The organism is Paractinoplanes bogorensis, from assembly GCF_018829635.1.
Lineage (GTDB): Bacteria > Actinomycetota > Actinomycetes > Mycobacteriales > Micromonosporaceae > Actinoplanes > Actinoplanes bogorensis.
Genome location: NZ_JAHKKG010000002.1, coordinates 525,084 through 549,765, shown reverse-complemented (window position 1 = coordinate 549,765; position 24,682 = coordinate 525,084). Strand labels below are relative to the sequence as shown.

The 24,682-nt window shown below is 70.7% G+C and carries 21 protein-coding genes and 1 tRNA gene; 13 read left to right on the top strand and 9 right to left on the bottom strand.

The features are described 5' to 3' along the window. Nucleotides 1-33: 33 nt before the first annotated feature. Both KOI35_RS07350 and KOI35_RS07345 read right to left on the bottom strand, forming a co-directional pair. Nucleotides 34-708 carry a hypothetical protein gene (locus KOI35_RS07350; RefSeq protein ID WP_215785262.1) on the bottom strand — a complete coding sequence of 225 codons (675 nt, stop codon included), beginning with the start codon at nucleotides 706-708 and terminating at the stop codon, nucleotides 34-36. Between the two features lie 68 nt (nucleotides 709-776). After that, nucleotides 777-1,229, bottom strand: coding sequence for a GatB/YqeY domain-containing protein (locus KOI35_RS07345; RefSeq protein WP_215785261.1), 453 nt, complete (start codon nucleotides 1,227-1,229; stop codon nucleotides 777-779). Between the two features lie 26 nt (nucleotides 1,230-1,255). Here KOI35_RS07345 and KOI35_RS07340 point away from each other — a divergent pair, with 26 nt between their 5' ends. After that, on the top strand, nucleotides 1,256-2,164 hold the full coding sequence (locus tag KOI35_RS07340) for a metallophosphoesterase (RefSeq protein ID WP_215785260.1): 909 nt from the start codon (nucleotides 1,256-1,258) through the stop codon (nucleotides 2,162-2,164). A gap of 72 nt (nucleotides 2,165-2,236) precedes the next feature. Beyond that, nucleotides 2,237-2,313 (top strand) — tRNA-Pro (locus tag KOI35_RS07335). Between the two features lie 418 nt (nucleotides 2,314-2,731). Here the strand turns inward: KOI35_RS07335 and KOI35_RS07330 are convergent. Next, on the bottom strand, nucleotides 2,732-5,140 hold the full coding sequence (locus KOI35_RS07330) for a transglycosylase domain-containing protein (protein ID WP_215785541.1): 2,409 nt from the start codon (nucleotides 5,138-5,140) through the stop codon (nucleotides 2,732-2,734). A gap of 307 nt (nucleotides 5,141-5,447) precedes the next feature. Between KOI35_RS07330 and KOI35_RS07325 the strand changes: the two genes are divergently transcribed. Beyond that, entirely contained in the window at nucleotides 5,448-5,750 is a 303-nt protein-coding gene (locus KOI35_RS07325; RefSeq protein ID WP_127498770.1) for a WhiB family transcriptional regulator, read from the top strand. Between the two features lie 21 nt (nucleotides 5,751-5,771). Here KOI35_RS07325 and bagB read toward each other — a convergent pair whose 3' ends face one another. From bagB to KOI35_RS07310, 3 genes are read right to left on the bottom strand one after another with little or no spacing between them, the layout of a single operon-like run. Further along, nucleotides 5,772-6,896: an ArsA family ATPase gene (gene bagB / locus KOI35_RS07320; RefSeq protein ID WP_215785540.1), complete on the bottom strand. Its 1,125-nt coding sequence runs from the start codon at nucleotides 6,894-6,896 to the stop codon at nucleotides 5,772-5,774. 58 nt (nucleotides 6,897-6,954) lie between these two features. Further along, nucleotides 6,955-7,908 carry an ATPase BagA gene (bagA, locus tag KOI35_RS07315; protein WP_215785259.1) on the bottom strand — a complete coding sequence of 318 codons (954 nt, stop codon included), beginning with the start codon at nucleotides 7,906-7,908 and terminating at the stop codon, nucleotides 6,955-6,957. Nucleotides 7,909-7,930: 22 nt separating this feature from the next. Beyond that, the gene (locus KOI35_RS07310) at nucleotides 7,931-8,653 is read right to left on the bottom strand and encodes an Rv0361 family membrane protein (protein WP_215785258.1); all 723 of its coding nucleotides are present in this window, start codon (nucleotides 8,651-8,653) and stop codon (nucleotides 7,931-7,933) included. A gap of 254 nt (nucleotides 8,654-8,907) precedes the next feature. Between KOI35_RS07310 and sp36 the strand changes: the two genes are divergently transcribed. From sp36 to KOI35_RS07285, 5 genes are all read left to right on the top strand, one after another. After that, a complete protein-coding gene (sp36, locus tag KOI35_RS07305; protein ID WP_093619400.1) occupies nucleotides 8,908-9,063 on the top strand; it encodes a Sp36 family protein in 156 nt (51 codons plus the stop codon). Continuing rightward, nucleotides 9,060-9,545 (top strand): RidA family protein, encoded by a 486-nt coding sequence (locus KOI35_RS07300; RefSeq protein ID WP_215785257.1) that lies wholly within the window; start codon nucleotides 9,060-9,062, stop codon nucleotides 9,543-9,545. The genes sp36 and KOI35_RS07300 overlap by 4 nt, the downstream gene beginning before the upstream one ends. A gap of 101 nt (nucleotides 9,546-9,646) precedes the next feature. Then, nucleotides 9,647-10,459: an MBL fold metallo-hydrolase gene (locus KOI35_RS07295; RefSeq protein ID WP_215785256.1), complete on the top strand. Its 813-nt coding sequence runs from the start codon at nucleotides 9,647-9,649 to the stop codon at nucleotides 10,457-10,459. Continuing rightward, entirely contained in the window at nucleotides 10,456-14,106 is a 3,651-nt protein-coding gene (locus KOI35_RS07290) for an adenylate/guanylate cyclase domain-containing protein (protein WP_215785255.1), read from the top strand. Before KOI35_RS07295 ends, KOI35_RS07290 begins: the two co-directional genes overlap by 4 nt. Nucleotides 14,107-14,157: 51 nt before the next feature. Further along, a complete protein-coding gene (locus KOI35_RS07285) occupies nucleotides 14,158-15,087 on the top strand; it encodes a serine/threonine-protein kinase (RefSeq protein WP_215785254.1) in 930 nt (309 codons plus the stop codon). A 10-nt stretch (nucleotides 15,088-15,097) separates the two neighbouring features. On the opposite strand, the gene KOI35_RS07280 is transcribed toward KOI35_RS07285, so the two are convergent. The 3 genes from KOI35_RS07280 to KOI35_RS07270 form a co-directional block, all read right to left on the bottom strand. Further along, on the bottom strand, nucleotides 15,098-17,104 hold the full coding sequence (locus KOI35_RS07280) for an ATP-binding protein (protein ID WP_215785253.1): 2,007 nt from the start codon (nucleotides 17,102-17,104) through the stop codon (nucleotides 15,098-15,100). Further along, nucleotides 17,101-18,432: a carboxyl transferase domain-containing protein gene (locus KOI35_RS07275; RefSeq protein ID WP_215785252.1), complete on the bottom strand. Its 1,332-nt coding sequence runs from the start codon at nucleotides 18,430-18,432 to the stop codon at nucleotides 17,101-17,103. Before KOI35_RS07275 ends, KOI35_RS07280 begins: the two co-directional genes overlap by 4 nt. Nucleotides 18,433-18,640: 208 nt before the next feature. Beyond that, complete coding sequence (locus KOI35_RS07270; protein WP_203078383.1) at nucleotides 18,641-19,318, bottom strand: Crp/Fnr family transcriptional regulator; 678 nt, start codon at nucleotides 19,316-19,318, stop codon at nucleotides 18,641-18,643. 207 nt (nucleotides 19,319-19,525) lie between these two features. Between KOI35_RS07270 and KOI35_RS07265 the strand changes: the two genes are divergently transcribed. The 5 genes from KOI35_RS07265 (at nucleotide 19,526) to KOI35_RS07245 (ending at nucleotide 24,360) form a co-directional block, all read left to right on the top strand. Further along, on the top strand, nucleotides 19,526-20,704 hold the full coding sequence (locus KOI35_RS07265) for a CapA family protein (protein ID WP_215785251.1): 1,179 nt from the start codon (nucleotides 19,526-19,528) through the stop codon (nucleotides 20,702-20,704). Nucleotides 20,705-20,749: 45 nt separating this feature from the next. Next, nucleotides 20,750-21,547: an endonuclease III gene (nth, locus tag KOI35_RS07260; RefSeq protein ID WP_308120865.1), complete on the top strand. Its 798-nt coding sequence runs from the start codon at nucleotides 20,750-20,752 to the stop codon at nucleotides 21,545-21,547. Next, a complete protein-coding gene (locus tag KOI35_RS48790; RefSeq protein ID WP_308120834.1) occupies nucleotides 21,544-22,350 on the top strand; it encodes a TlpA family protein disulfide reductase in 807 nt (268 codons plus the stop codon). The genes nth and KOI35_RS48790 overlap by 4 nt, the downstream gene beginning before the upstream one ends. Then, entirely contained in the window at nucleotides 22,347-23,054 is a 708-nt protein-coding gene (locus KOI35_RS07250) for an NUDIX hydrolase (RefSeq protein ID WP_215785250.1), read from the top strand. The genes KOI35_RS48790 and KOI35_RS07250 overlap by 4 nt, the downstream gene beginning before the upstream one ends. Nucleotides 23,055-23,187: 133 nt before the next feature. Further along, nucleotides 23,188-24,360 carry a MarP family serine protease gene (locus tag KOI35_RS07245; protein WP_215785249.1) on the top strand — a complete coding sequence of 391 codons (1,173 nt, stop codon included), beginning with the start codon at nucleotides 23,188-23,190 and terminating at the stop codon, nucleotides 24,358-24,360. The last annotated feature ends 322 nt before the right edge of the window (nucleotides 24,361-24,682 follow it).

The following is a 24,682-nucleotide window of genomic DNA, read 5'->3' as shown; positions in this document are numbered from 1 at the left end:
CGCCGTGCCCCCGCACTGTTCAGTTCGACTTGTTCAGGCGCTCATCAGGCCGATAGCGAAGCCGATCGCGAAGCCGACCGGCCCCGCGACGAGGGACAGGATCAGCGCGAGCTGGGACAGACGTTCCTGGCGCCGCTTGCCCAGGACCGCGAAGATCACGCCGACCGGGGCGAACACGATCGGCAGGATGACGACCGCGATCGCCGCCATGACGAAAGCGACGATGCTGAACGTGTTGCCGGTGCTGTTGGCCGACGCGTACGGGACCTGGGTGTTGACCATGTAGGGCGGCGGTTCCGTGCTGTACGGCGGTGGGGTGTAGGCCGCCGGTTGTTGATAGGCCATCGGCTGCTGGTGCTGCGGATAGGCCGGTGCCTGGGGTGGCTGGTATCCGGCCATGGGCTGGGCGGCGGGCATGGGCGGGCCGGCGGGCATGGTGAAGGTCGACGTCGCGTCGGTCGCCCACGAGGGCGGTGGCGGCTGCTCGACGGCCGCTCCCCATGACTGCTGCTGCTGTTCCACCGCCGCCCACGACGGCTCGGTCGACTGCCATGAGGCGTTGGGTGACGACCACTCCGGTGTGGCCTGCTGCTGCGCGGGCGCGCCCGGCGCCGGCCACGCCGCCGCCGGGGGTGTTGCCGATTGGCCACAGTTGGCGCACCAGCCGTTGGGCTGTACCGCCGCCGAGCCACAGTTCATGCAGGTCATGGACACTCTTCTCCGGGGGTGTCAGGTCGACTTCAGCAATCGACCTGCAACCGTCGGAGATGAGTCTTCTAACCCAGCTGCTTACGCACCTCGGCCGCGACCCGTCCGCCCTCGGCCCGGCCCGCCACCGCGGCCTGCGCCGCCTTCATGGCCGGGCCCATCTGCCCCTTGCCGGTGAAGCCGCCCGCCGCGAGCGCCTCGGCCACCAGCCCGGCGATCTCCTCATCGGTCAGCTGCCGCGGCAGGTAGCGCTCGATCACCTCGCCCTCCGAGCGCTCCTTGGCCGCCTGCTCGGTCCGCCCCGCGTCGGCGAAGGCGGTGGCCGCCTCACGACGCTTCTTCGACTCCTTGGACAGCACCGCGAGCACCTCGTCGTCCGACAGGTCACGGGCCTCGGTGCCGGCGACCTCGGCGTTGCGTACGGCGGCCAGCGCCATTCGCAGCGTCCCCGTGGTCAGCTCGTCCCGGCCCTTCATCGCGGCGTGCAGGTCATCGTTCAGGCGGTCTTTCAACGTTCCCATGGACGGAGAAACTACCCTTGCTTTCCATGCGCAAGCGCTCCCTTTTCGCCCTGGGCTCCGGCATCCTCGCCGCCGGCGCCGCCACCTTCGCCTACGCCTCCCTGATCGAGCGCAATATGTTCACGCTCCGGCGCTTCGACGTGCCGGTGCTCGAGCCCGATGCGGAACCGCTGCGCATCCTGCATCTCTCCGATCTGCACATGATGCCGGAGCAGCGACGCAAGCAGGAGTGGGTGGCCGCGCTGGGTGGTCTCGACCCCGACCTGGTCGTCGTCACCGGTGACAACCTCTCCGACCCCGAAGCGGTGCCCGGCGTGCTGCGCGCCCTCGACCCGCTGCTGCACCTGCCCGGCGCCTTCGTCTTCGGCTCGAACGACTACCGCGGCCCCCGCCTCAAGAACCCGTTCGCCTACCTGGTGCGCCCCTCCTCCGAATACGAGGAGGACCAGCTCAAGCGGCCCAACCTGCCCACCGAAGACCTGCGGGCGGCCCTGGTCGACGCGGGCTGGGCCGACCTCAACAACGCCCGTACGCACCTCAAGGCGGGCGGCCGCTCCATCGAACTGGTCGGCGTAGATGACCCGCACATCAGCCGCGACGACTACCCGTCGGTGTCCGGCCCGATCGCCCCCGACGCCGACGTGCACCTGGGCGTAACCCACACCCCCGCGTCGCGGGTGCTGAACGCGATGGCCGCCGACGGCTTCGAGTTGCTGCTGGCCGGCCACACCCACGGAGGCCAGGTCTGCGTCCCGTTCTACGGCGCCCTGACCACCAACTGCGACCTGCCCAAGTCGATGGCGAAGGGCGTCCACCGCTGGCCCGGCTCCGACGCGTGGCTGCACGTCTCGGCCGGCCTGGGCACGCACCCCACCGCCCCGGTCCGCTTCAGCTGCCCGCCGGAGGCCTCGATCCTCACCCTGATCCCGCGCTGACCTGCGGTTTTGCGGTTAGGGGGATACCGATTTCGCGTGGGCCCCGGCGTCGGATAGTATTTCCTGGCAGCTCGGGGTGTGGCGCAGCTTGGTAGCGCGCTTCGTTCGGGACGAAGAGGCCGTCGGTTCAAATCCGGCCACCCCGACCAGTTGAAAGGGCCGTTTCCAGTGATGGAAGCGGCCCTTTCGCTATCTCTCAGACTATGTGGCGGTCGCGCGGCGGCACCAAGGCACCGACTACGACGACCACATCACCTTCGGCTGCCGCTTCGGCCCAGTGGCAGGTAGCGACTTGCCGGCTGCCACAGCGGTAGACGCTGCCGCCGTGGCGCCGGATGGTCCGCTCTACGGACACAAGCTCACTCGAGCCGAAGCGCTTTCTCACCCAAAGATCAGCGAATTCTGGAAAGTGATCGACTTCGTGGTCGAGACCGACCCGTTGGTGCACCAACACCACTACGGGCACGCGACTCCCACGATCCGGTAGCCCACGGCGGTGTGACCGTAGCGAACGAAAACGGGCGGGACATCGTGTGATGTCCCGCCCGTTTTACGTGTCTCGCTGGGTCAGCGGCCCGGCGGCTTGGGCGGGCCCGAAGGCTGACCACCGGCCGGCGGTGCGGCCGGGGCCTTGCCCTTTGACGGGTGGATGATGACGAAACCGCCCTTGATGGTTCGGCCGTCGGGGTCGGTGCCGGCTGCGGTGCCGACCGGGCAGTCGGACTCGACCTCGCTGCCGATGGAAGCGTCGAAGCCGGCGTCCTCGATGCGGCTGCGGGCGTCGTCGAGCGAGTCGCAAGTCACGTCGGGGATGGAGCGCTGATCGCCGAAGGCGATTTTGCGGTTCTCCGGCTCCTTGAACTGCTCCCTGGGCTTGTCCTTCATGTAGTCGGCCAACGTCTGGTAGACCGCCGGGTTGACCACGTCGTGGGACATGCGGTCGCGGTGGTCGGGCCAGTCGGGGTTGGCCATGTAGCCGGCCACCACCAGCGACGTGGTGCCCGCGATCAGCGCGGCCGTCTTGTCGCGGTCGGTGGTGCCGGTCTTGCCGAACACCGGGTGCTTGACCGTCGAGCGGGTCGCCCGGGCCGTCGCGCCGTTGCAGCGGCCCAGCTGGGCCGAGTCGCCGACGGGGCAGCGGGCCGCGTCGATCGCCGCTCGGGCCACATCTTTGCTCGTGGCCCGGATGCAGCGGGGCTTGCCGATGTCGAGTTTGTCGCCGTCCTGCGTCGAGATCTGCTCGATCGGCGTGGGCTCGCAGTACATGCCGTCGCCGGCCAGGGTGGCGTACGCGTTGGCCATGTCGAGCGGCGTCGACGAGGAGACGCCGAGCGTGAAGGCACCCCACTGGTTCGCCGCGGTCGTGTTGTTGGCCCACTCGTTCTCACGCGGCACCCGGAACTGGACACCGAACCGCTTGGCCACGGCCACCACGTTCTCCGCGCCGACCTGCTGCTCGAGCGGCACGAAGTAGGTGTTGATGGACTTACCGAAGCCGGTCCACATGTTGTAGATGCCTTCGCCACCGCCGCCGGAGTTGCTCGGGCACCAGAAGTGGGTGCCGGCGCAGGCGGACGGGCTGCCGCGTTCGACGATGTAGTCGGACTTGAACCGCTTCTCGGCCTTGATCGGGTAGGCCAGCGGGTAGCCCTTTTCCAGCGCGGCGATGATCGTGAAGATCTTGAACACCGAGCCGGCCTGGTAGCCCTGGATGTCGCCGCCGCCGCTGAGCAGCGGGTTCGTCGTGTTGGGGTAGGTCGCGCGTACGCCCTGGTCGGCTTTCTTCTTGTCCGACGAGAGCGGGTTCGGGTTGGCGGCGTCGGGCAGCTTGTACTTCCGGTTGGCCGCCAGCAGACGCACCTTGCCGGTGCCGGGCTCGGTCGCGGCCAGCAGCAGCGCGTTCTTGTCCTTCTCGGCGATGTGGTCGGCGATCCGGGCGCGCGCGTCCTTCTGGGCCTCGATGTCCATCGTCGTGGTGATGCGGTAGCCACCGCTCTTGAGGCGGCGCTCCCGGTCGTACGGGGTCGCGCCGAAGGCCTCCTGGCTCATCCACCAGCGGTAGAAGTAGTCACAGAAGAAGCCCCAGTTGTTGTTGGCCACCGAGACGCAGCCGTTGCCGACCGGCTTGACCTGGCGCGGGATGGCTTCCTTCTTGGCCTTGTCGGCCTGGGCCTGGGTGAGCGCGCCCATCTCGACCATGGCCGGGAGGATGTAGTTGTCGCGGCGCTGCTTGATCTGGTCGTACCCGTCCTTGGTGGTCGGGTTGAAGCTGGTCGGCGCCTTGACCATGCCGGCCAGCATCGAGGCCTGGCCGGCCGTCAGGTCTTTGGGCTTCTTGTTGAAGTAGACCTGGCTGGCCGCGAAGACCCCGTAGGCCTGGTTGCCGAACGGCGCGATGTTCAGGTAGCGCTCGAGGATCTGGTCCTTGTTGAGTTCCTTCTCCACCTGCAGCGCGTACTTCATCTCAGTGATCTTGCGCTTGGGCGTGTCCTTGGTCGCGTCGACGACCTCCTGCGGGTTCGTCGCCGAGTAGGCGAGCGACATCCGCACGTACTGCATGGTGATGGTCGAGGCGCCCTGCTTGGAGTCGGACTTGCCGCTGTTGTTGACGAACGCGCGCGCAACGCCCTTGAGGTCGACGCCGTTGTGGTTGTAGAACTCCCTGTCCTCGGCTGCGACCATGGCGTCCCGCATCGGCTTGGCGATGTCCTTCAGCGGCACGTCGCTGCGGAACTCGTCGTAGAACTGCGAGATCTGGGTCTTGTTGTCCGACGCGTAGATCCGGGTGATCTGCGGGGAGCTGAAGTCTTTGAGCTCACTGGGCAGCTGGGCGAAGGTCTCGCCCCCGGCCTTGGCGGCCAGCCCGGACATCGCGGCGGCCGGGAAAGCCGCGGCCGCGACGACGACGCCGGCCAGCAGGCCGCAGATCACCAACGAGGTCGCGTTCGCGAAAATGTTGTGATCGCGTCGGCGCATCCAGGAAGTCACCTGAGCAGGGTACGCGACAAGAGCACGAGACCGCCCGTCTGGATGGTCACGCTTCGCCCCGATAATTGTGCCCCGACGGCGTACTTCTTGCGACCATTTCCCCGAAGCGCTCCCGTGGCCTTCGTGGTGTTTGCCCGGAACCACCGGGCTGTACATATTTCAGGTACAACGTTGCGTAATCGCCCGACTACAGAGCATGATGGTCCGGCGAGCTTGTCGCACGACGTCTGTACGGCTTGGGGGACGAGAAGCCACTGGGCGTCGAGGGGGGTAACGCAAGGGGGGACGTTTACACATGGGGATGATCAGCGATTGGCCCAGCATGGCGGCGTGTCAGAGTGGCGACCCTGACGCGCTCTTCGTGCAGGGCGCCGAGCAGAACGTGGCGAAGAGGATCTGCCGCAGCTGCCCGGTTCGCTACGAATGCCTCGCCGATGCCCTGGACAACAGGATCGAGTTCGGCGTCTGGGGCGGTATGACCGAGCGGGAGCGACGGGCGCTGCTGCGCCGGCACCCGCACGTGGCCAGCTGGCGGAAGATGTTCGAGGCCGCCATGCGGGAGAAGGGCGCCGACAAGGTGCTCGTCCCCACCCGCTGAGAATCAGAAAGCGGCGAGAGCTCAGGCGAGCAGCGCGCCGATCGTCCGCAGCCCGTCGACGTCATGCACGTCGGCGGGCTGTGCCGTGACCGAGACCGTCGGCACGGCCGGGAACGCGTCGGTGAAGTTCGCGGCCACCAGCAGCTCACGCTCGGTCTGCCGGACCAGGTTGGCGTGGATGCGCAGCGCGTCGGCGGTCAGTGGGTGATCACCGGCGGCGGTCAGCGCGTCGGCCGCGGCCTCGCTCGCGTCGGCGGCCAGGGCCGGCACCTCGGAGCTGTGCATGCGGTTGAGCACCAACCCGGCCAGCGGCATCTTCTCGGCCACCAGTCGTTCGGCAAAATAAGCGGCTTCCCGTACGGCGTCCCGCTCGGGCGCCGCGACCAGCAGGAACGCGGTCTGCGGGTCCTGCAGGATGCGGTATGTCTGGTCGGCGCGCTGCCGGAAGCCGCCGAACATCGAGTCGAGGGCCGCCACGAAGCCCGACAGGTCGGTCAGCAGCTGGGCGCCGAGGATCTTTTGCACCGCCCGCGAGAACAGCCCGAACGACGCCGTGACCAGGCTGAACATGCTCTTCCCGCCGCGTGCCGGGGCGAGCAGCATCCGCAGCATCCGGCCGTCGAGGAAACGGGACAGCCGGGCCGGCGCGTCGAGGAAGTCGAGCGCCGAGCGCGACGGCGGGGTGTCGACCACGATCAGGTCCCACTCGTCGGTGGACCGCAGCTGGCCCAGCTTCTCCATCGCCATGTATTCCTGCGTGCCGGCGAAGGTCGAGCTCATGGCCTGGTAGAACGGGTTCGCGAAGATCTCGGCGGCCCGCTGCGGCGTGGTGTGCTGCTGCACGACCTCGTCGAAGGTCCGCTTCATGTCGAGCATCATGGCGTGCAGTTCGCCGCCGTTGTCGCCGTCGATGCCCTTGACCTGGCGGGGTGTGTTGTCGAGCTCGCTCAGGCCCATCGACTGGGCCAGCCGGCGGGCCGGGTCGATGGTGAGCACGACGGTGCGCCGCCCGTGCACCTCGGCCGCCCGCAGCCCGAGCGCGGCCGCGGTTGTCGTCTTGCCCACCCCACCGGAACCGCAGCACACGACGATGCGGGTGGACGGGTCGGCGAGCAGACCGTCGACATCGAGTCGTTCAGCGCTCACATCAGCCACTACTCAAGCGTAATCCGTACGAGATCGAGCGCACGCGGACTGTGGCGGGTCACGCACGCATAAGAGCGGCGGCCAGCTCGTCGAGCCCACCCTGATCGACCCCGCGGGGCAGCAACGGCAGCTCGACCAGGGGCCGGCCCGCGTCGGCGAGCTCGGCCCGCAGCCCCTCCTCCAGCTCCTGGCGGGTGAGGTGGGCCTTCACCTCGGTGGCGAGCCCGTTCACGGTGGCCGCGTCGGTCGGCAGCCCGGCCTCGGCCAGGCCCCGCTTGAGCTCGGCCTTGGTCACCTTGCCGGCCGTGGCCAGGGCGGGGCGGGTGGCGTTGAGCACGATCCGCCCGACCGGGATGTTCAGCGCGTCCAGCTCGGCGATCGCATCCAGCGTTTCCTGTACGGGCATCTCCTCGAGCAGAGTCACCACGTGCACCGAGGTCATCGGCGAGCGCAGGAGTGACGCGACGCCTTCGCTCTGGGTCTTGATCGGGCCCATCTTGGCCAGCTTCGCCGTCTCGGCCGTCACGTTGAGGAACCGGCCGATGCGGCCCGTCGGCGGGGCGTCCAGCACGACCGCGTCGTACGCCCGCCGGCCGTCGGCCGACCTGGTCGTGGCCTCCTTGACCTTGCCGGTGAGCAGCACGTCGCGCAGGCCCGGGGCGATGGTGGTGGCGAAGTCGATCGCGCCCACCTTGCGCAGGGCCCGGCCGGCCGCGCCCAGGTGATAGAACATGTCGAGGTATTCGAGGAGCGCCTCCTCGGGGTCGACCGCGAGCGCGCGCACCTCGCCGCCGCCGGCCACCTTGGCGATCCGCAGCTCCTTGTAGGGCAGCGGCTCGGTCTCGAAGAGCTGGGCGATGCCCTGCCGCCCTTCGACCTCGACCAGGAGCGTGCGCCGGCCGCCCGCGGCCAGGCCCAGAGCCAGCGCCGCGGCGACGCTGGTCTTACCGGTGCCGCCCTTGCCGGTCACCACGTGCAGCCGTGCCGGCCATCTGCTGACGAACTCGCCCATCCCTAAACCGTACGACGACCGATCAGCCGGTGACTTCGCAGACCAGCCAGCCGGTCTTGCGGATCACCGTGAACTCCAGCTGCTGCGAGGCGGTCTTTTCGTCCGCGGTCGACATGGTGAGCTCGACCGACACCCGTGCCTGGTCATCTTTGTTCTCGGTCACCTCAGGGTCGGCCCAGCGGAAGACCGGGTCGGTGTAGCCGTCGGCGTACGCCTTGATGTCGGACACCCGGTCGGCGATCTTCGTCTCGTCCCGGGCCTCGCGGCAGACCAGGTCGTCGGCGGCTTTCGCGTCCTGGTTGGTGTAGACGGCGGTGAGGAAGCGGGTGACGGCGGTCGACGGGTCGGTCGAGCCCGGGTTGTCGGCGTCACGGAGCAGGAAATAGGCCGACACGGCACCGCCACCGCAGAGGACGAGCGTGCCGACCAGGGCGAGCGAGATCCAGAGTCCGCCGCGGCGCCGGGCGGCCGGGGCGGCGGCCGGCACCTGGTAGGGCTGGGGACCGGCCCAGATCGGCTCGGGCAGCGGGGGCGCCGGCACCTCCGAGGGCACCGAGTGCTGCCAGGCCAGATGTTCGGGCGGGGTGGTCTGCCACTCGCCGGGGGCCTCGTGCTGGGCGTGCCAGGGCTGGGTCGCGGGCGGTGCCGTCCATCCGCCACCGGTCTCGACCGGCGGGATCACCTGGGTGCTGTCGGCCGGCGCGGCATCAACGAAAGCCGGCCCGGCGTCGATGAAGTCGGTCACAGGAGCGGGAGAGGGAGCGGGTCCGGGTCCGGGTCCGGGAGCGGGCGGCGGCCACTCGCCAGGGGGCCCGGACACCGGGAACGACGGGGGCGCGGACTCGTCATCACCCGGTACGCCGCCCTGCGGGTGCGTCATCTTGCCCTCCGTGCTCTCCCGGTCACCGTCCGGCTCCGCGGCTCGCTCAGCCTAGCCAAACCGACCGGTCCGCGGGCCCTAAGCTGGCCCGGTACCGACGATTAGGGAGTAGACGCGCGATGCAGAAGTGGGAGTACGTGACCGTGCCCCTGCTGGTCCACGCGACCAAGCAGATCCTCGACAACTGGGGCGAGGACGGTTGGGAACTGGTCCAGGTGGTTCCGGGTCCGAACCCGGAGCAGCTGGTGGCTTATCTGAAGCGGCCGAAGTCGTGACGACGCCGATCGCGGGTGAGGGCGGCGTGGACGCGTACGGGAAGCTCGCTGAACTGGGTCTGACCCTGCCCAAGGTCGTGCCGCCGCTGGCGTCCTACGTCCCGGCCGTGCAGACCGGCAATTACGTGTACGTCTCGGGCCAGCTCCCGCTCGTCGACGGCAAGCTGCCGCAGACCGGCAAGGTCGGCACCGACGTCGCTCCCGAGCGGGCCACCGAGCTGGCGCGCCTGTGCGCGCTGAACGGTCTGGCCGCGATCGAGGGACTGGTCGGTCTCGGGCGTGTCGTCAAGGTCGTGAAGCTGACCGGTTTTGTCAACTCGGCGCCCGGCTTCACCGGCCAGCCCGCGGTGATCAACGGCGCGTCCAACCTGTTCGGCGAGGTCTTCGGCGAGCAGGGCCGGCACGCCCGCAGCGCCGTCGGCGTGGCCGAGCTGCCGCTGGACTCCCCGGTCGAGGTGGAGATCATCGTCGAGATCGCGTGACCGGTTCCGCCGAAGCGGTTGCTAAGCGTTACCTGAGCGGGCACTGAGATCGCACATCTGGTCCTCTCGGAGAACCCCCCGCGCGACGTAGGATTTCGCGTATGGGGGGTGCTGCGCTGGACGGGCTGCCGGGCTGGGTGTCGCTGCTGCGTGCGCCCAACCCGGGGCCGATGACGCTGGACGGCACCAACACGTGGCTGTTGCGTGCGCCCGGTGAGTCCCACGGTGTCGTGATCGATCCGGGCCCGCTCGACGAGGGGCATTTGGCCCGGATCGCCGAGCAGGGTCCGTACGCGTTCATCCTCATCACGCACGGTCACCACGACCATGTCGAGGGCGCCGCCCGCCTCTCCGAGATCCTCGGTGGCACGCACGTGCTGGCCGCCGACCCGGCCCACTGCATCGGTGGCGAGCCCCTGGATCCGGCGGAACAGCTGGGCACGCGCGAGTTCCAGATCCAGGTCGTGGACACACCAGGACATACTGCCGATTCGGTGTGTTTTCTCGTCGAGTACGGGAACACCTCGCTGATGTTCACCGGCGACACGATTCTCGGCCGCGGCACGACCGTGGTCGCCCACCCGGACGGCGACCTCGGGGCCTATCTGGACAGCCTCGAGCGCCTGGAGGCGTACGGGAAAATCTCGATGCTGCCCGGCCATGGACCGGTGCGCACCGACGTCTCGGCGGTCGCGGGCGAATATCTGACCCACCGGCGCGAGCGGTTGGCGCAGGTGGAGGCGGCGATGGCGGCCGGCGCGCGGACCGCCGAACAGGTCGTTGACGTGGTCTATCCGGACATCGACCCGGCCGTCCGTTTCGCGGCGATCTGGTCGGCCGCCGCGCAACTGGATTACCTGAATCACAAAATCGGGGAATCAGGAACACCCGCAGGCAGGTTGGATCCGCTGTGACCTGTCCTGTGTGCGGAACCGTCGCCGTTCCGGGCGCCCGCTTCTGCCACAACTGTGGAGCGGCCCTGCCCGCCGCGGCCAGCCTGCCCGCGGCCGAGCGGCGCATCGTCACCGTGCTGTTCGGCGACCTGTCCGATTTCACCTCCTGGTCGGAAGACCTCGACCCCGAACGGGTCGGCGCGGTCACCGACCGGGTGCTGGCCGCGCTCGCGGGCGCGGTCAAGACGTTCGGCGGCCACGTCGACAAGTTGACCGGCGACGGCATCATGGCCGTCTTCGGCGCCCCGGTGGCGCACGAGGACGACGCCGAGCGCGCCGTCCGGGCCGCCCTGAGCATGCAGCGCGCGGTGCGCCGGGTGCTCGACGACGAGCGCGGCGGCGGCGCCCCGCTGGGCCTGCGCGTCGGCCTGAACACCGGCGAGGTGGTGGCCGGTCTGCAGGCGGGCATCGAATACACCGTCATCGGCGACACCGTGAACACCGCCGCCCGGCTGGCCGACGCGGCCGCGGTCGGTGCCGTCTACGCGGGTTCCCGCACGAGCGGCGGCACGCGGCACGTCGCCTCGTGGCGGCAGCTGCGCCCGCTGCGGCTCAAGGGCAAGCGCGAGCCGGTGCCCGCGTTCGAGCTGCTCGGCCTGCACGACGCGCCGGGCACCCGGTCCGGCCTGGGCGACGAGGCACCCTTCGTGGGCCGCGAGACCGAGCTGGGCCGGGTCGCGGGGCGGCTGGCCGAGGCGATCGACTCGAGCACCGCGCGTGTGATGGTGATGACGGCCGAGGCAGGCATCGGCAAGTCCCGGTTCGCGGGCGAGGTCAAGCGACTCGCGGCCGGCTACGACGTGGGCAACGGGCGCTATGCGGCACACACCGGGGCGCGGGTGCTGCGGGTGCGGTGCCGGGCCTTCGGCGAGCGTCGGCGATTTGCTCCGCTGGCTGACCTCGTACGGAAATCGGTGGGTCTGCCCAAGGATGTGGTGGCCACCGTCGGGCGCACGGTGGTCGAAGAGAGGCTGCGCAAGCTGGCCAACCGGCTCGGCCGCGACGGTGAGCCTGCCCCGATCGACCTCGACCGGCTGCTGGCGCTGCTCGGCTACGGCGAGGCCCCGGCCAACCCGGTCGGGCCCGCGACCGGCGCGGACTGGCAGCCGAGCAGTAAGCGGGCTGACGCCGAGGCGCTGTCGACCGCGGTCGCCGACCTGCTGACCGCGCTGGCCGCCGAGGCGCCGCTGGTGGTCATCGTCGACGACCTGCACGACGCCACCGCCTCGACCGTGGACGCTCTGGGCCGAACCCTGTCCCTGCTCGACGGGCCGGTCGTGGTGCTGCTGCTCGGGCGGCCCGAACTGGTGCGTACGGCCGGGGCCCTGACCCGCCTGGCCGACGCCGAGGTGCACACGCTGCCGCCGCTGCGTGGGGCCGACGCGTCCCGTCTGCTCACCTCTTATCTGAACGGTGGGAAGCTGCCGCAGCCGGACACCGACCGGTTGCTGGCCACCGCGCAGGGCAACCCGTTCTATCTCGCCGAGATGGTCACGCTGCTGATGGAGCGGGGCGCGCTGACCCCGGCCGTGGGCGCCAACGCGGCCGGCAAGTGGATGCTGGCCGACGGCTCGCTCGGCCGGCAGCTGCTCTCCCGCGACCTGGCCGCCGTGCTGGCCGCGCGCATCGACGCGCTGCCGCCCGAGCCGCGGTCGGTGCTGCGGGATGCCGCGGTGGTGGGCGACGCGGTGCCGACCGGCGTGATCGAGGCGCTGCGGGAACGGCGGGCCACGACCGACGCGCGTCCCGGGGCGGTGGCCGCGGTCGAGCTCGAGCGGTCGATCGATGAGCTGCTCCAGCGCCGCATGCTGCACCGGTCGCGCGGCGGCTACGCGTTCACCACGCCGCTCATGCGGGAGGCCGCCTACTCCGGCATCGGCAAGGCCGACCTGGCCGACCGGCACGCCTACCTGGCCCACTGGGCCGCGCCCGAGCACATGGCGACCAGCGGCTACGACACCATGGCCCGGCTCAACCTGACCGACAACGAGCGGGACGCGTTCGTCGCGACGCATGCCGAATGCGCGGTCGAGCTGGCCGATGCGGTGCGGTTGAGACCCGATGCTTCCGTACGCGATGTGGCCCCGCTCGGTGTGGCCGCGCTGGGCCGGTTGGCCCGTCGCGCGCTGGCCAACATCGAACCGGCCGCCTCGATCGAATACGCCGAGCGGGCGTCCGCGCTCGCCCCCGAGGGCCTGCCGTTGCCCGATCAGCTCGTGCACGCCCGCGCGCTGCTGCGCCTGGGCCGGGCCGAAGAGGCGCTGAACTACGGCGAGAAGATCGCCGCCGCGGCCGCCGACGAGCCGGTCAACCGGGCCGAGGCGCTGCTGGTGGTCGGCCGGGCTCAGGAGGCCATGGGCGAGACCAGCCGGGCGGTCACCGCCTGGCAGGAGGCGCTCGAGGTGGCCACCGAGGCCGAGCTGCTGCCGGAGCGGGCCAACGCGATGCGCCGGCTCGGCATGGCCGACTTCCTGGCCGGCCGGCTGAGTCAGGCGAGCAGCCGGTTCGCCGCCGCCTACCAGGTCACACTGGCCGCCGGCGACCGGCACGGGCAGGCCTGGGCGCTGCAAAATCTGGCCTGGGTGACCACCACCCGGGGCGACTTCGCGGGCACCGACGCCGTTCTCGGCCGCGCGGCCCGGCTCTTCGCCGAGCTGGGCGATCCGGTCGGGCGGTCGTGGCTGCGCGGCACCACGGCGTTCGCGCGCCTGCTGGCCGGCCGTCTGCAGGAGTCGCGCCGGCTGGCCCGGGTGTTCCTGCCCTTCGGCGACCGGGTCGGCGAGGCCTGGGCGGTCGGCACGCTGCGCGCGGTCGAGGCGTACGCGGCCTCCGAGCTGGGCGAGCTGGCCGAGGCGGACGGCGAGGCGCGCCGGGCCTACCGCGACTTCAACGCGGTCGGCGACGACTGGGGCCGCGGGCTGGCCCTGGTCGTGCGTGGTGCGGTCGCCCGTGGACTGGGCGAGTTCGACCACGCGTACGACCTGCTCTCCGACGGACTGTCCTACGCCGACCGCACCGGCCACCCGCTGCTGCTGGGCATGGCGGGCACGCTGCGCGGGTTCGTCGCCCTGCACCGAGGTGACCTGGCCGGGGCCGAGGCCGACGCGCGCAAGGTGATGACGGCGGTCGAGCCGCACAACCCGATGGCACCGGCCCAGGTCGGGCCGCGGGTGCTGCTGGCCGAGGCGCGGCTGCGGGCGGGTGACGCGCACACCGCGATGGGGCTGCTGGCACCGATCGCGACCGACACCGGGACGCCGTCGCTGCTGTTCTCACGGCGGCACGCCCTGGCCTCGTACGCGTCGGCGCTGCTGGCCGACGGTCAGGTCGACGCCGCCCGCACCTGGATCGGCCGGGCCCGTGAGGTCAACGCCGAAGACGTCCGCAGCGGCGTGCTGGCCGCCATGGTCCACGCCCGGGTGCTGGCCGCGGCCGACGACTGCACACCGGCCCGGGCGGCGGCCGAAGAGGCGGTGCTGCTGGCCTATTCGACCGAGCAGACCAGCGAGCGGATGGCGGCCGAGGAACTGCGCGCGGCCCTCCAGACCACCGGCGTCGAGGCGCCTGAAGGGGCAAGTGTCGCGTACGCGTCGGAGATGCCTGGATGATCTCCGCGATACCTGGCGTATTTTCGAGGCCATGACAGGAACCGGCATCCGATGACCGAGACACCGCGCGGGGCGATTCCCGTCCCGTACGTGCCTGGGATGTCCGGGTTGTCAGTGATGGCCCGTGGTGGGTACGCCACTGTCTACCGCGCGATGCAGGACTCGGTCGGCCGCGAGGTCGCCATCAAGGTGGAAAATCGCCGCCTCGAGAGTGACCGTGACCAGGCCCGCTTCCTCCGTGAGGCGCGGGCCGCCGGGCGCATGTCGTCGCACCCACATGTGGTCGACCTGTTCGACGTGGGTGTGACCGTCGACCAGCACCCTTACCTGATCATGGAGCTGTGCGACGGGTCGTATCTCGACCGCATGCGCCGCTCCCCGCTCGGCGCGGCCGAGACCAAAGACCTGGGCATCAAGATCGCCGACGCGTTGGTCCACTCGCACGCCAACGGGGTGCTGCACCGCGATGTGAAGCCGGCCAACATTCTCTACTCGCACTTCAACTCGGCCGTGCTGGCCGACTTCGGGCTGGCCGTGCTGGGCGAGATGCGCGACTCGTCGGTGACCCTCGAGGTGCTGACCCCGGCCTACGCGCCGCCCGAGATGTTCCGGCACGACGAGCCGAGCGGCGCCGTCGACGTCTATGCCCTGTGCGCGACGCTCTACGCGGTGATGCGGGGCCGTCCGCCGCGCTGGGACGGCGACCGCAGCCCCAGCCTGGTCACCCTGATGGACCTGTTCCACCAGCCCATCCCCGACCTGCCGGGCATCCCGCCGCAGCTGATCCAGGTGGTGCGCTACGGCATGGCCAACGATCCGGCGGCCCGGCCCACCGCCAAGCAGCTGCACGAACTGCTGACGAACGTGCAGCTCACCCCGTCGATCTATGTGCCGCCGCCGCGCTACACCCCGCACGACGACACCCCGACCGTGCGGAACCCGCGGCAGGTCAAGAAGAAGTGGTTCTTCGGGCAGCGCTGAGGGTGTCCTCTTACTCCGGGTCGAGAACCGCCAGTAACTCTCCGGTGTCGACCTCGGTGCCGGGATGCACGGGCAGTGACGCGACCACCCCGGCGCTCGGCGCGTGCACCGGGTGCTCGAGCTTCATCGCCTCCAGCGTGAGCAGCAGTTCGCCCGCCCGCACACGCTGACCCGGAACAACGAGCACCCGCCGTACGGCCCCGGGCAGCGGAGCGATCAGCGATCCCTCGACGGCGTCGGGCGCGGGCAGCGGGAACCGGGAGAGGGCACGGAGCGCGACCGAGCCCTCCGGGCTGTCCACGTACGAGACCTCGCCCACCCGGTGCACGTTGAAGGTCAGCCGGATGCCGTTGACGTCGAGCACCACCCGCTCGTCGCCCGCCTGCACGACGACCGTCTCGGGATAGTCGGCGGCCACCGGGGCCTGGCCCAGACCGGCCAGGTCGAGCTCCTCGGGGTCGACCGTGCGCACCCACCAGCCGGCCAGCTCGCCGTGCCGGTTCATCCGGTAGCCGACCTCGACCGGGCCCGCCGGGCCGTCGTACACCGCGGTCTGCGAACCCGACGGCACGTTGCGCCAGCCCGACGGCAGCGTGCCGAGCACGTTCGCGGCGGCACGACGGGCGGCCGCGCCGGCCAAGGCAGCGGCCAGGCATGAGAGGCGGACGGCGTCGACCGCCGACAGCAGCGGGGCGAACACCTCGGGCCGCCGGTCGAGGAAGCCGGTGTCCACGTCGCCGGTGCGGAAGGCGTGGTGGCGCAGCGCCCGCACCAGCAGGTCGCGGTTGGTGGCCACGCCGTGGATCTGCGCCCGGGTCAGGGCCGAGGCGAGCATCCGGGCCGCCTCCTGCCGGGTCGGCGCCCAGGCGACCAGTTTGGCCAGCGTGGAGTCGTGATGCACGCCGATCACCGAGCCGTTCTCGACCCCGGAGTCGAGCCGCAGGCCGGGCGCGGGCAACGGGCGGAACCGGCCGGCCACGTCGGGCACGGCGAACCGGTGCAGGGTGCCGGTCGCGGGCAGCCAGGCGTACGCGGGATCCTCGGCACAGACCCGCACCTCGATGGCGTGACCGCGGATCGGCGGCGGGCCCGGCATGGGCAGGCTCCCACCCTCGGCAACGAGCAGTTGCAGCCGTACGAGGTCGTAGCCGGACACACACTCAGTGACCGCGTGCTCGGCCTGCAGGGTCGGGGTGAGCTCGAGGAACCAGAAGTCCCCGTTCGGGTCGAGCAGGAACTCGACCGCACCCGCACCGACGAACCCGAGCGACCGTACGGCGACGATCGCCGCCCGGCAGAGCTCCTCGCGCAGCCCCGGATCGACGGCGGGCGACGGGGTCTCCTCGATGATCTTCTGATAGCGGCGCTGGATCGAGCACTCGCGCTCGCCGAACGGGATCACCGCGCCCTGCTCGTCGGCCAGGATCGGCACCTCGATGTGGCGCACGTCCTCGACGAACGGCTCGCAGTAGACCTCACCGGCCACCTCGCGCCGGGTGGTGGCGAGCGCCTCGGCCAGCGTGGCCGCGTCCCGGACGACCCGCAGACCGGCGCCGCCGTGGCCGCTGTCCGGCTTGATCAGCACCGGGAAGCCGGGCACCTCGGCCGGGTCGCTGAAACTGGCCAGCACCGGCACCCGGGCCTCGGCCACCAGCGCCTTGGTCTCGCGCTTGCTGCGCAGCACGCCGAGGGTCTTGGCCGGGGCGCCGACCCAGATCATCCCGGCGTCGGCCACGGCCGAGGCGAAGTCGGGATCCTCGGCCAGCTCGCCGATGCCGGGGTGGATCGCGTTGGCCCCGGAGCGCTGGGCCGCGGTGATGATCAGGTCGCCGCGCAGGTAGGACGAGCGCGGGGTGCCGCCGTCGAGGCGTACGGCGTAATCGGCCTCTCCGACATGCGGGGCATCGGAGTCGGCATCGGAGTAGACGGCGACCGTCTCGATGCCGACCAGGCGGCAGGTGGCGAACACCCGGCGGGCGGTCTCGCCACGGTCGGCCACCAGAAGACGTCGGATCACTGGTCTACCTTTCCGGCTCGGAAGGCGCCGACGTGCCCGGCGCCCTCGACGACCGCGCTGTGCACGGCGGAGAGGCAGAGCCCGAGCACGGTGCGCGTGTCACGGGGGTCGATGACGCCGTCGTCGTCCGCGTTCGCCACCGGGCCGTCGGCCGGCCAGCTGAAGGTGAAGCGGGGGTCGCCGGTGCGTCCGGTGTTGAGGGCGAGCAGCGGCACGGTGGAATGCGCGAGAGCGTCCACGGCCGGGGAACCGAGGGTGCCGGTCTCGTCGCGCTGCAGGAGCAGCAACGACGTGTCGGTGGCGTTGGCCAGCTGGATGAAGTGGACCGCTTTCTGGCTGTCGGCCGCGGTCTGCGGGATACCGGCGGCGGCGGCCAGCACCCCGACCGGATAGCCGTGCAGCTCGCCCCAGCCGGCCAGCACGGCGGCGCCGACGGCCGGTTTGAACTCGTCGAACTCGCTGCCGTCGAGGATGCGGGCGAGCACTTCGCGCGGGTCGAAGAGGGTGGTCAGGGCGAGCAGGTCCTCGACGTCGTACTTGGGTGGGGACGGGGTGGTGGTGCGCGGCGGGGGACCGCTCTTGCGCCAGTTGAGACGGCGTACGCACTGCCGGGCCAGGCGCAGGGCGTCCCGCTCGTCCTCGGCCAGCTGATCGGCGGGGGCGACCGACGGGCGTACGTCGGCGCCGTTCGACCCGTTCCGCGGCCGGGGGGAGGTCAGCATCTTGGCGTGCCCGCGCACCATGATCGTGTAGTCGGAGAGCGCGGGCAGATACGCGACGTCACCGGTGGCCGGTCCGAAGACCACACACACCGTGGGCACCCGCCGGGTGGACAGGCGGCTCAGGTCCCGGGCGATGCTGCCCCCGGGCGACGACGCGGCGCCCGGGGCCTCGGCGGCCGACTCGACCAGGTTGACCAGCGGCATCCGGTCGGCCGAGGCGATCCGGGCGGCCCGGCGGATCTTCTCCACCGCGTACGGGTTGGCCGCCGTGCCCTCGACGGTCGGGTCGGTCGCGATGATCACGCACTCGACGGCCTCGACCACGCCGATGCCGGTGACCACGCCCGCACCCACCGGGAACTCGGTGCCCCAGCCGGACACCGGGGACAGCTCGAGGAACGGGGCGTCCTGGTCGAGCAGCATCTCGATGCGTTCCCGGGGCAGCAGCTTGCCCCGCGCGTGATGCCGGGTGACCGCCCGCTCGCCGCCGCCCGAGCGGGCCTCCTCGAGCGCCGCCTCGAGCCGGTCGAGCCGGTCGAGGGTGGCGTTGCGGGCCTCCGGATAGCCGGGGGTGCGCGGGTCGACGGCGGTGTCGAGCACGGTCACGTCGGCACCCCGATGCGCTGTACGCCCCCCACCATGTTCAAAGCCGCGCCCTCTCGTATCCGCCGGTGCCTCTCGACCACCTCCGTAACGAGTGGTCAAGCAGGTGCGACACGGATGCTAAAGAGGGTGGTTTGTCCGCTTTTCGTGGGGTAAAGGACGACTTTTAGGGGCCGTCTCGACGAGACGGCCCCTTTTCAGTCAATCCAGGTCAGACGCGAGCGCGCCGCGCGAGACGCTCCGGGTCGAGGATGATCACGCTCTTGCCGTCCAGCCGCAGCCAGGCTCGCGAGGCGAAGTCGGCCAGCGCCTTGTTCACCGTCTCGCGGGACGCCCCGACGAGCTGAGCCAGCTCCTCCTGGGTGAGGTCGTGCGTGACGCGCAGCACACCACCGTCGCGGGTGCCGAACCGGCCGGCCATCTGCAGAAGGTTCTTCGCGACCCGGCCGGGCACGTCGGTGAAGATCAGGTCGGCCAGGGCGTCGTTGGTGCGCCGGAGCCGGCGGGCGAGCACGCGGAGCAGCTGCTCGGCGATCTCGGGCCGGTTGTTCAGCCATGGGCGCAGCGACGTCTTCTTGAGCCGGGCCATCCGGGCGTCGGTCACCGCGGTCGCGGTCGCCGTGCGGGGGCCGGGGTCGAAGAGGGAGAGCTCGCCGACCATGTCGGACGGGCCCATGATCGAGACAAGGTTCTGCCGGCCGTCGGCCGCACGCCGGCCGAGCTTGATCTTGCCGGACAGCACGATGTACAGGCTGTCACCGGCCTCGCCCTCGTTGAACAGGACGTCGCCCTTGCGGACCTCGACCGTGTCCATCTCTTTGGCGAGCGCCTCGGCGGCCTCCGGGTCTACGCCCTGGAAGATCCCGCTGCGCGCCAGTACCTCATCCATCGTTCGCACCTCCGAACAACGCGCAACGCCTGCGCTCGATCAGTCTAGGCGCACGCGGGCGGGAATCGGGCGGGCACCCCTTGATCTAGATACCGCAGGGTAACCAGTCCCGCCGTGACGGGCAGTATTTTTCGTCGCCAGGAGGAGGCAACGACAAGCCTTTCGACGGTTCGTCCGCGTCGCCACCTGACGGTATCGTCGCCATCGATGAATTCCCACCCCCCACATCGACGTCCGGGCGTTTTCGGGCGACCTGTTCTTACTGTCGCTATTGTCCTGGCGGTGCTGGCCGCGGTTGGCGTCGGAAGTGTCGCTTTTGCGAACCGAGACCGCGGGTCCTCCGCGTCTTCCTGGCAGCAGCCTTCGTCCTCGCCCGCGTCGTCTCCCTCCGCTCCTCGTGAGGAATCCGCCCCGGTCGCGAACACGGTCACTCTTTCGGCCACCGGCGACATCATGATGAGCAACGCGCCGAACCGGATGCCGCCCGCCGACGGCGACGGCTTCTTCGACTCGGTCAAGGAGTCGCTCGCGTCCGATCTGGTGATGGGCAACCTCGAGCAGCCGCTCACCGAGAACACGGGCGCCTCCAAGTGCGGGGCCGGGTCGTCCAACTGCTTCGCGTTCCGCTCGCCGCCGTCGTACGTCAAGCACCTCTCGGACGGCGGATTCGACCTCGTCAACACCGCCAACAACCACGCCAAGGACTTCGGTACGCAGGGTGCGCGCAACACCCGGGCGGTGCTCGACGAGGCCGGCATCCTGGCCACCGGCAACACCGACGAGATCACCGTGACCGAGGTCAACGGGGTCAAGGTAGCTGTCGTGGGCTTTTCCTCGTACGCCGGAGCCAACAGCCTCATCGATCTCGACCAGGCCCGGTCCGTGATCGAGAAGGCCAAGGAGCAGGCCGATCTGGTCGTCGTGCAGGTACACATGGGCGCCGAGGGCTCGGGGATGCAGCACGTGAAGCCGGGCACCGAGACGTTCCACGGCGAAAACCGGGGCGACCCGATCAAGTTCAGTCACGCGGTCATCGACGCCGGCGCCGACCTGGTCGTCGGGCACGGGCCGCACGTGCTGCGGGGCATGGAGTTCTACAACGGCAAGCTGATCGCCTACAGCCTGGGCAACTTCGCGGGCGGCGGGCGCACGCTCTCGCGCAGCGGGGTGCTCAAATACGGCGGGATCCTGCACGTCACGCTCGGTCAGGACGGGTCGTACGCGGGCGGCAAGCTGCTCTCGACGTACATGAACTCCAACGGCCTGCCGACCCGGGACGCCTCGGACGAGCAGGGCCGCAAGCTGGTCGCCGACCTCTCCGCGGCCGACTTCCCGGACACCGGCGTCAAGATCGGATCGGACGGGTCGATCACCCCGTCCGCGTGATCGGAACCTGTCGTAGGGGCGACGTACTCTTATGCGGTGACTTCGGTGGTGACGCGTTCGGCGAAACGGTTCGCGGCGGAAACGCCCATCGGGCGCAAGCGGCGGGCGCGCAAGATGGCCCGCGTCCTGGCCGAGACGCATCCCGACGCGCACTGCGAGCTCGACTTCACCACCCCGCTCGAGCTGGCCGTGGCCACGATTCTGTCGGCCCAGACCACCGACGTCCGGGTCAACCAGGTCACCCCCGAGCTGTTCAAGCTCTATCAGACCGCCGACGACTACGCGGCCGCCGATCGTTCCGCGCTCGAGACGCTGCTCAAGCCCACCGGCTTCTTCCGGGCCAAGACCGACTCGCTGATCAAACTGGGGCAGGCGCTGATCGAGCGGCACGGCGGGGTGCTGCCGGCCACGCTGGCCGAGCTGGTCGCCCTGCCCGGCATCGGCCGCAAGACGGCCAACGTGATCCTGGGCAACGCGTTCGACGTCCCCGGCATCACCGTCGACACCCACTTCCGGCGCCTGACCAACCGCTTCGGCTGGGTGACCGAGGAAGACCCCGTCAAGATCGAGTTCCTGGTCGCCGATCTGATCGAGAAGCGCGACTGGACCATGCTGTCGCACCGGGTGATCTTCCATGGCCGGCGCGTGTGCCACGCCCGCAAGCCGGCCTGTGGGGCGTGCACGCTGGCCTCGATGTGCCCGTCCTACGGCACCGGGCCGACCGAGGCGGCCGCGGCGGCCAAGCTGCTCAAGGGGCCGCGGGCTCGTGAGCTGGCGGTGGCCGCCGGGGTCGATCCGGCGCTCGTTCCGGCCGCGGCGGTCGCCGCGCCGGACGTTCCGTGACGCTCCCGCGGCGGCTCGCCGCTGCCTGGCTCTCGCGCCTTCGTCCCGCGGCTCACGTCCCCTCCGTGGCGGGCCTTCGTCCCGCGGTGGGTTCTCCTTCCGCGGCGGGCCTTCCTTCCGCTGCTCGCCGGCTTTGTGTCGCTGGTTCGGCTGGTCTGCCTCCTCGCCTGTGGCGTTCGTGGCTGGGTGTTGTTCGGTCGTTGGCGCGGCCGTCGCGACTGCGTCCTGTCGTCCGCTCGGTGATCGCGGCACCGCTGGCGGTGCTGTTTGTCGGGGGCATCGCGGCCTGCTCCGGTGATGAGCCGGCCGTGGCCTCGCCGTTCGCGGACTGTTCCGCGTTGACCTCGCCGCCTCCCTCTACCGCTCCGTCGGCCCCGTCCGCCATTTCCGACTTACCGGATTTGGCGCTGCCGTGCTTCGACGGAGACGACCAGGTGTCGTTGCGATCGCTGCGCGGGCCCGCCGTGATCAACATGTGGGCGTCCTGGTGCGGGCCGTGCCGGGCCGAGCTGCCGGTGATGCAGAGCCTGGCCGACAACGCGCAGGGCAAGCTCACCGTGGTGGGAGTCGACACCGGCGACACCCGGGACAAGGGCGCCTCGTTCGCGGGCGACGCCGGCGTGCGCATGCCGACCCTGTTCGACGAGAAGAGCACCCTGCTCAACTCCCTGGGCCGGATCAACCTGCCGGTCACCGTCTTCCTCGACGCGAACGGCAAGTCATATGTGCACCCGTTGCCCCTCGACGCCGAAGGCCTCGCCGAGCAGGTGCGCAAACACACCGGCGTGACGGTGACGCCGTGAGCCAGGGACGGGTGATCGCGCGGCCGGACGGGCTGCCGTCGTGGTTCGAACCGCTGCTGACCCGGGCCGGCGACTGCCGCACCGAAGACTTCACGACGCTGCGCCCACCCGTCGGTGGTGGTCGGCCCAGCGCCGTCCTGGTGCTGCTGGGCGAGGGCGAGTCGGGCCCCGACCTGCTGGTGCTCCAGCGGGCCGCGACCATGCGTAACCACGCCGGGCAGCCCGCTTTCCCCGGTGGCGGCACCGACCCCGAGGACGCCGACGCCGTGGCCACCGCGCTGCGCGAGGCGAACGAGGAGGTCGGCCTCGACCCGGCCAGCGCCGAGCCGCTCGCGCTGCTGCCCGACCTCTACATCCCGGTCAGCTCGTTCGTGGTCACGCCCGTGCTGGCCTGGTGGCGGCGCCCGCATCCGGTCAGCCCCAATCAGCCGGCCGAGGTGGCGCACGTGGCGAGGTTGCCGATCGGTGAACTCGTCGACCCGCAGAACCGTATTCGGGTGCGGCACCCCAGCGGCTGGATCGGTCCAGCCTTCGCAGTTCGGGGACTGCTCGTCTGGGGCTTCACGGCAGGGGTGATCTCGACATTGCTCGACATGGCGGGCTGGGCCAAACCGTGGGAGCCGGGCGCGCTGGTCGACCTGCCGGACGCGAGCGCTCCGGTGCCCGCCGCCCGAGGTGGCGCCCCCGACGAGGTGCTGCCGTGACCGCGTTGGGACTGGGCCGCGGTTCGGCCGCGATCGGTCAGTGGCCCCGCGCCTCTACGCTGGGTCTGTGTCCGTTGTCGATCTCTACGCTGGGCTCGTGTCCGTTGTCGATTCCTACGCTGGGTGAGGGTCCGTGGTCGATGGCATCCTGATCCTGCTCATGCTGGTCTTTGCGATCAGCGGTTACCGCCAGGGCTTCGTCATCGGCGCGCTCTCGTTCGGCGGCTTCTTCAGCGGAGTGCTCATCGGTCTGCAGGTCGGCCCGCTGATCGCCGACCGCTTCACCGACCCGACGGCCCGGCTCGTCGTGTCGCTGGTGACGATCTTCGCGCTCGCCGTCCTCGGGCAGACCCTGGCCGGCTGGCTCGGCACCCACCTGCGGCGGGCCATCCAGAGCCGCCCACTGCAACGGCTCGACGATGCCGGCGGCGCCGCCATCTCGCTGGTCGCGGTGCTGCTGGTGGCCTGGCTGATCGCGGTGCCGCTGGGCTCGACGCCGTTCCCGGCGCTCAACAAGGAGGTCCGCGAGAGCGCCATCCTCGGCGGGATCAACAGCGTGATGCCCGACCAGGCGCAGGCGCTGTCGTCGGCGCTGCGCGACACGCTCGACACCAGCGGCTTCCCCGACGTGTTCGGCGGCCTCACCCCGACCGATGCCAAAGAGGTGGCGGCACCCGACCCGGCGCTCAAGGGCTCGCAGATCGTCCAGAAGTCGAAGCGCTCGGTCATCAAGGTGCTGGGCACGGCGCCGAGCTGCTCGCGGCGCATCGAGGGGTCCGGCTTCGTCTACGCCCAGGAACGGGTGATGACCAACGCGCACGTCGTCGCCGGCACCCGCGAGACCGAGGTCGAGGTGAACGGCCGCCGCCTCGACGCGACGGTCGTCGTCTACGACCCCGACCGCGACCTGGCGGTGCTCTACGTGCCCGACCTGACCTCGCCGGTGATGCCGTTCGTGACGAAGAAGGCGGCGACCGGGGCGAGCGCGATCGTGCTGGGCTATCCGCAGGACGGTCCGTACGACGCGCAGTCCGCCCGCGTCCGCGACGTCGGCCGCATCACCGGCCCCGACATCTACGACTCGGGCGACGTGACGCGCGAGATCTACACGATCCGTTCGCTGGTCCGCAGCGGCAACTCGGGCGGCCCCCTGATCACCACGAACGGCCAGGTGCTGGGCGTGATCTTCGCCGCGGCGGCCGACGACAAGAACACGGGCTTCGCCCTGACCGCGGCCGAAGCGGCACCGGTGGCCCAGGCCGGCGAGTCCCGCACCCGCGGAGTACGCACCGGCGACTGCGCCTGACCGGCGGCGCTGCGCCTGACCGGTGGCGCTGCGCCTGACCGGTGGCGCTGCGCCTGACCGGCGGCTGTGTCGGCGGTTGCGCCTGACCGGCGGTTGCGCCTGACCGGCGGTTGCGCCTGACCGGCGGCTCCGCCTGACCGGCGGCTCCGCCTGACCGGCGGCTCCGCCTGACCGGCGGCTCCGCCTGACCGGCGGCTCCGCCTGGCTGGCGGCGGTCGCCGCCATGAAGTGGGCCGGTCGGTCGGTGTGCGGCTGGGTGCTGTTCGTGCCAGGTCGACGTTGTGCTGGGCTGGATGCTGTCGTGCCGGGACCAGCTCGAGGA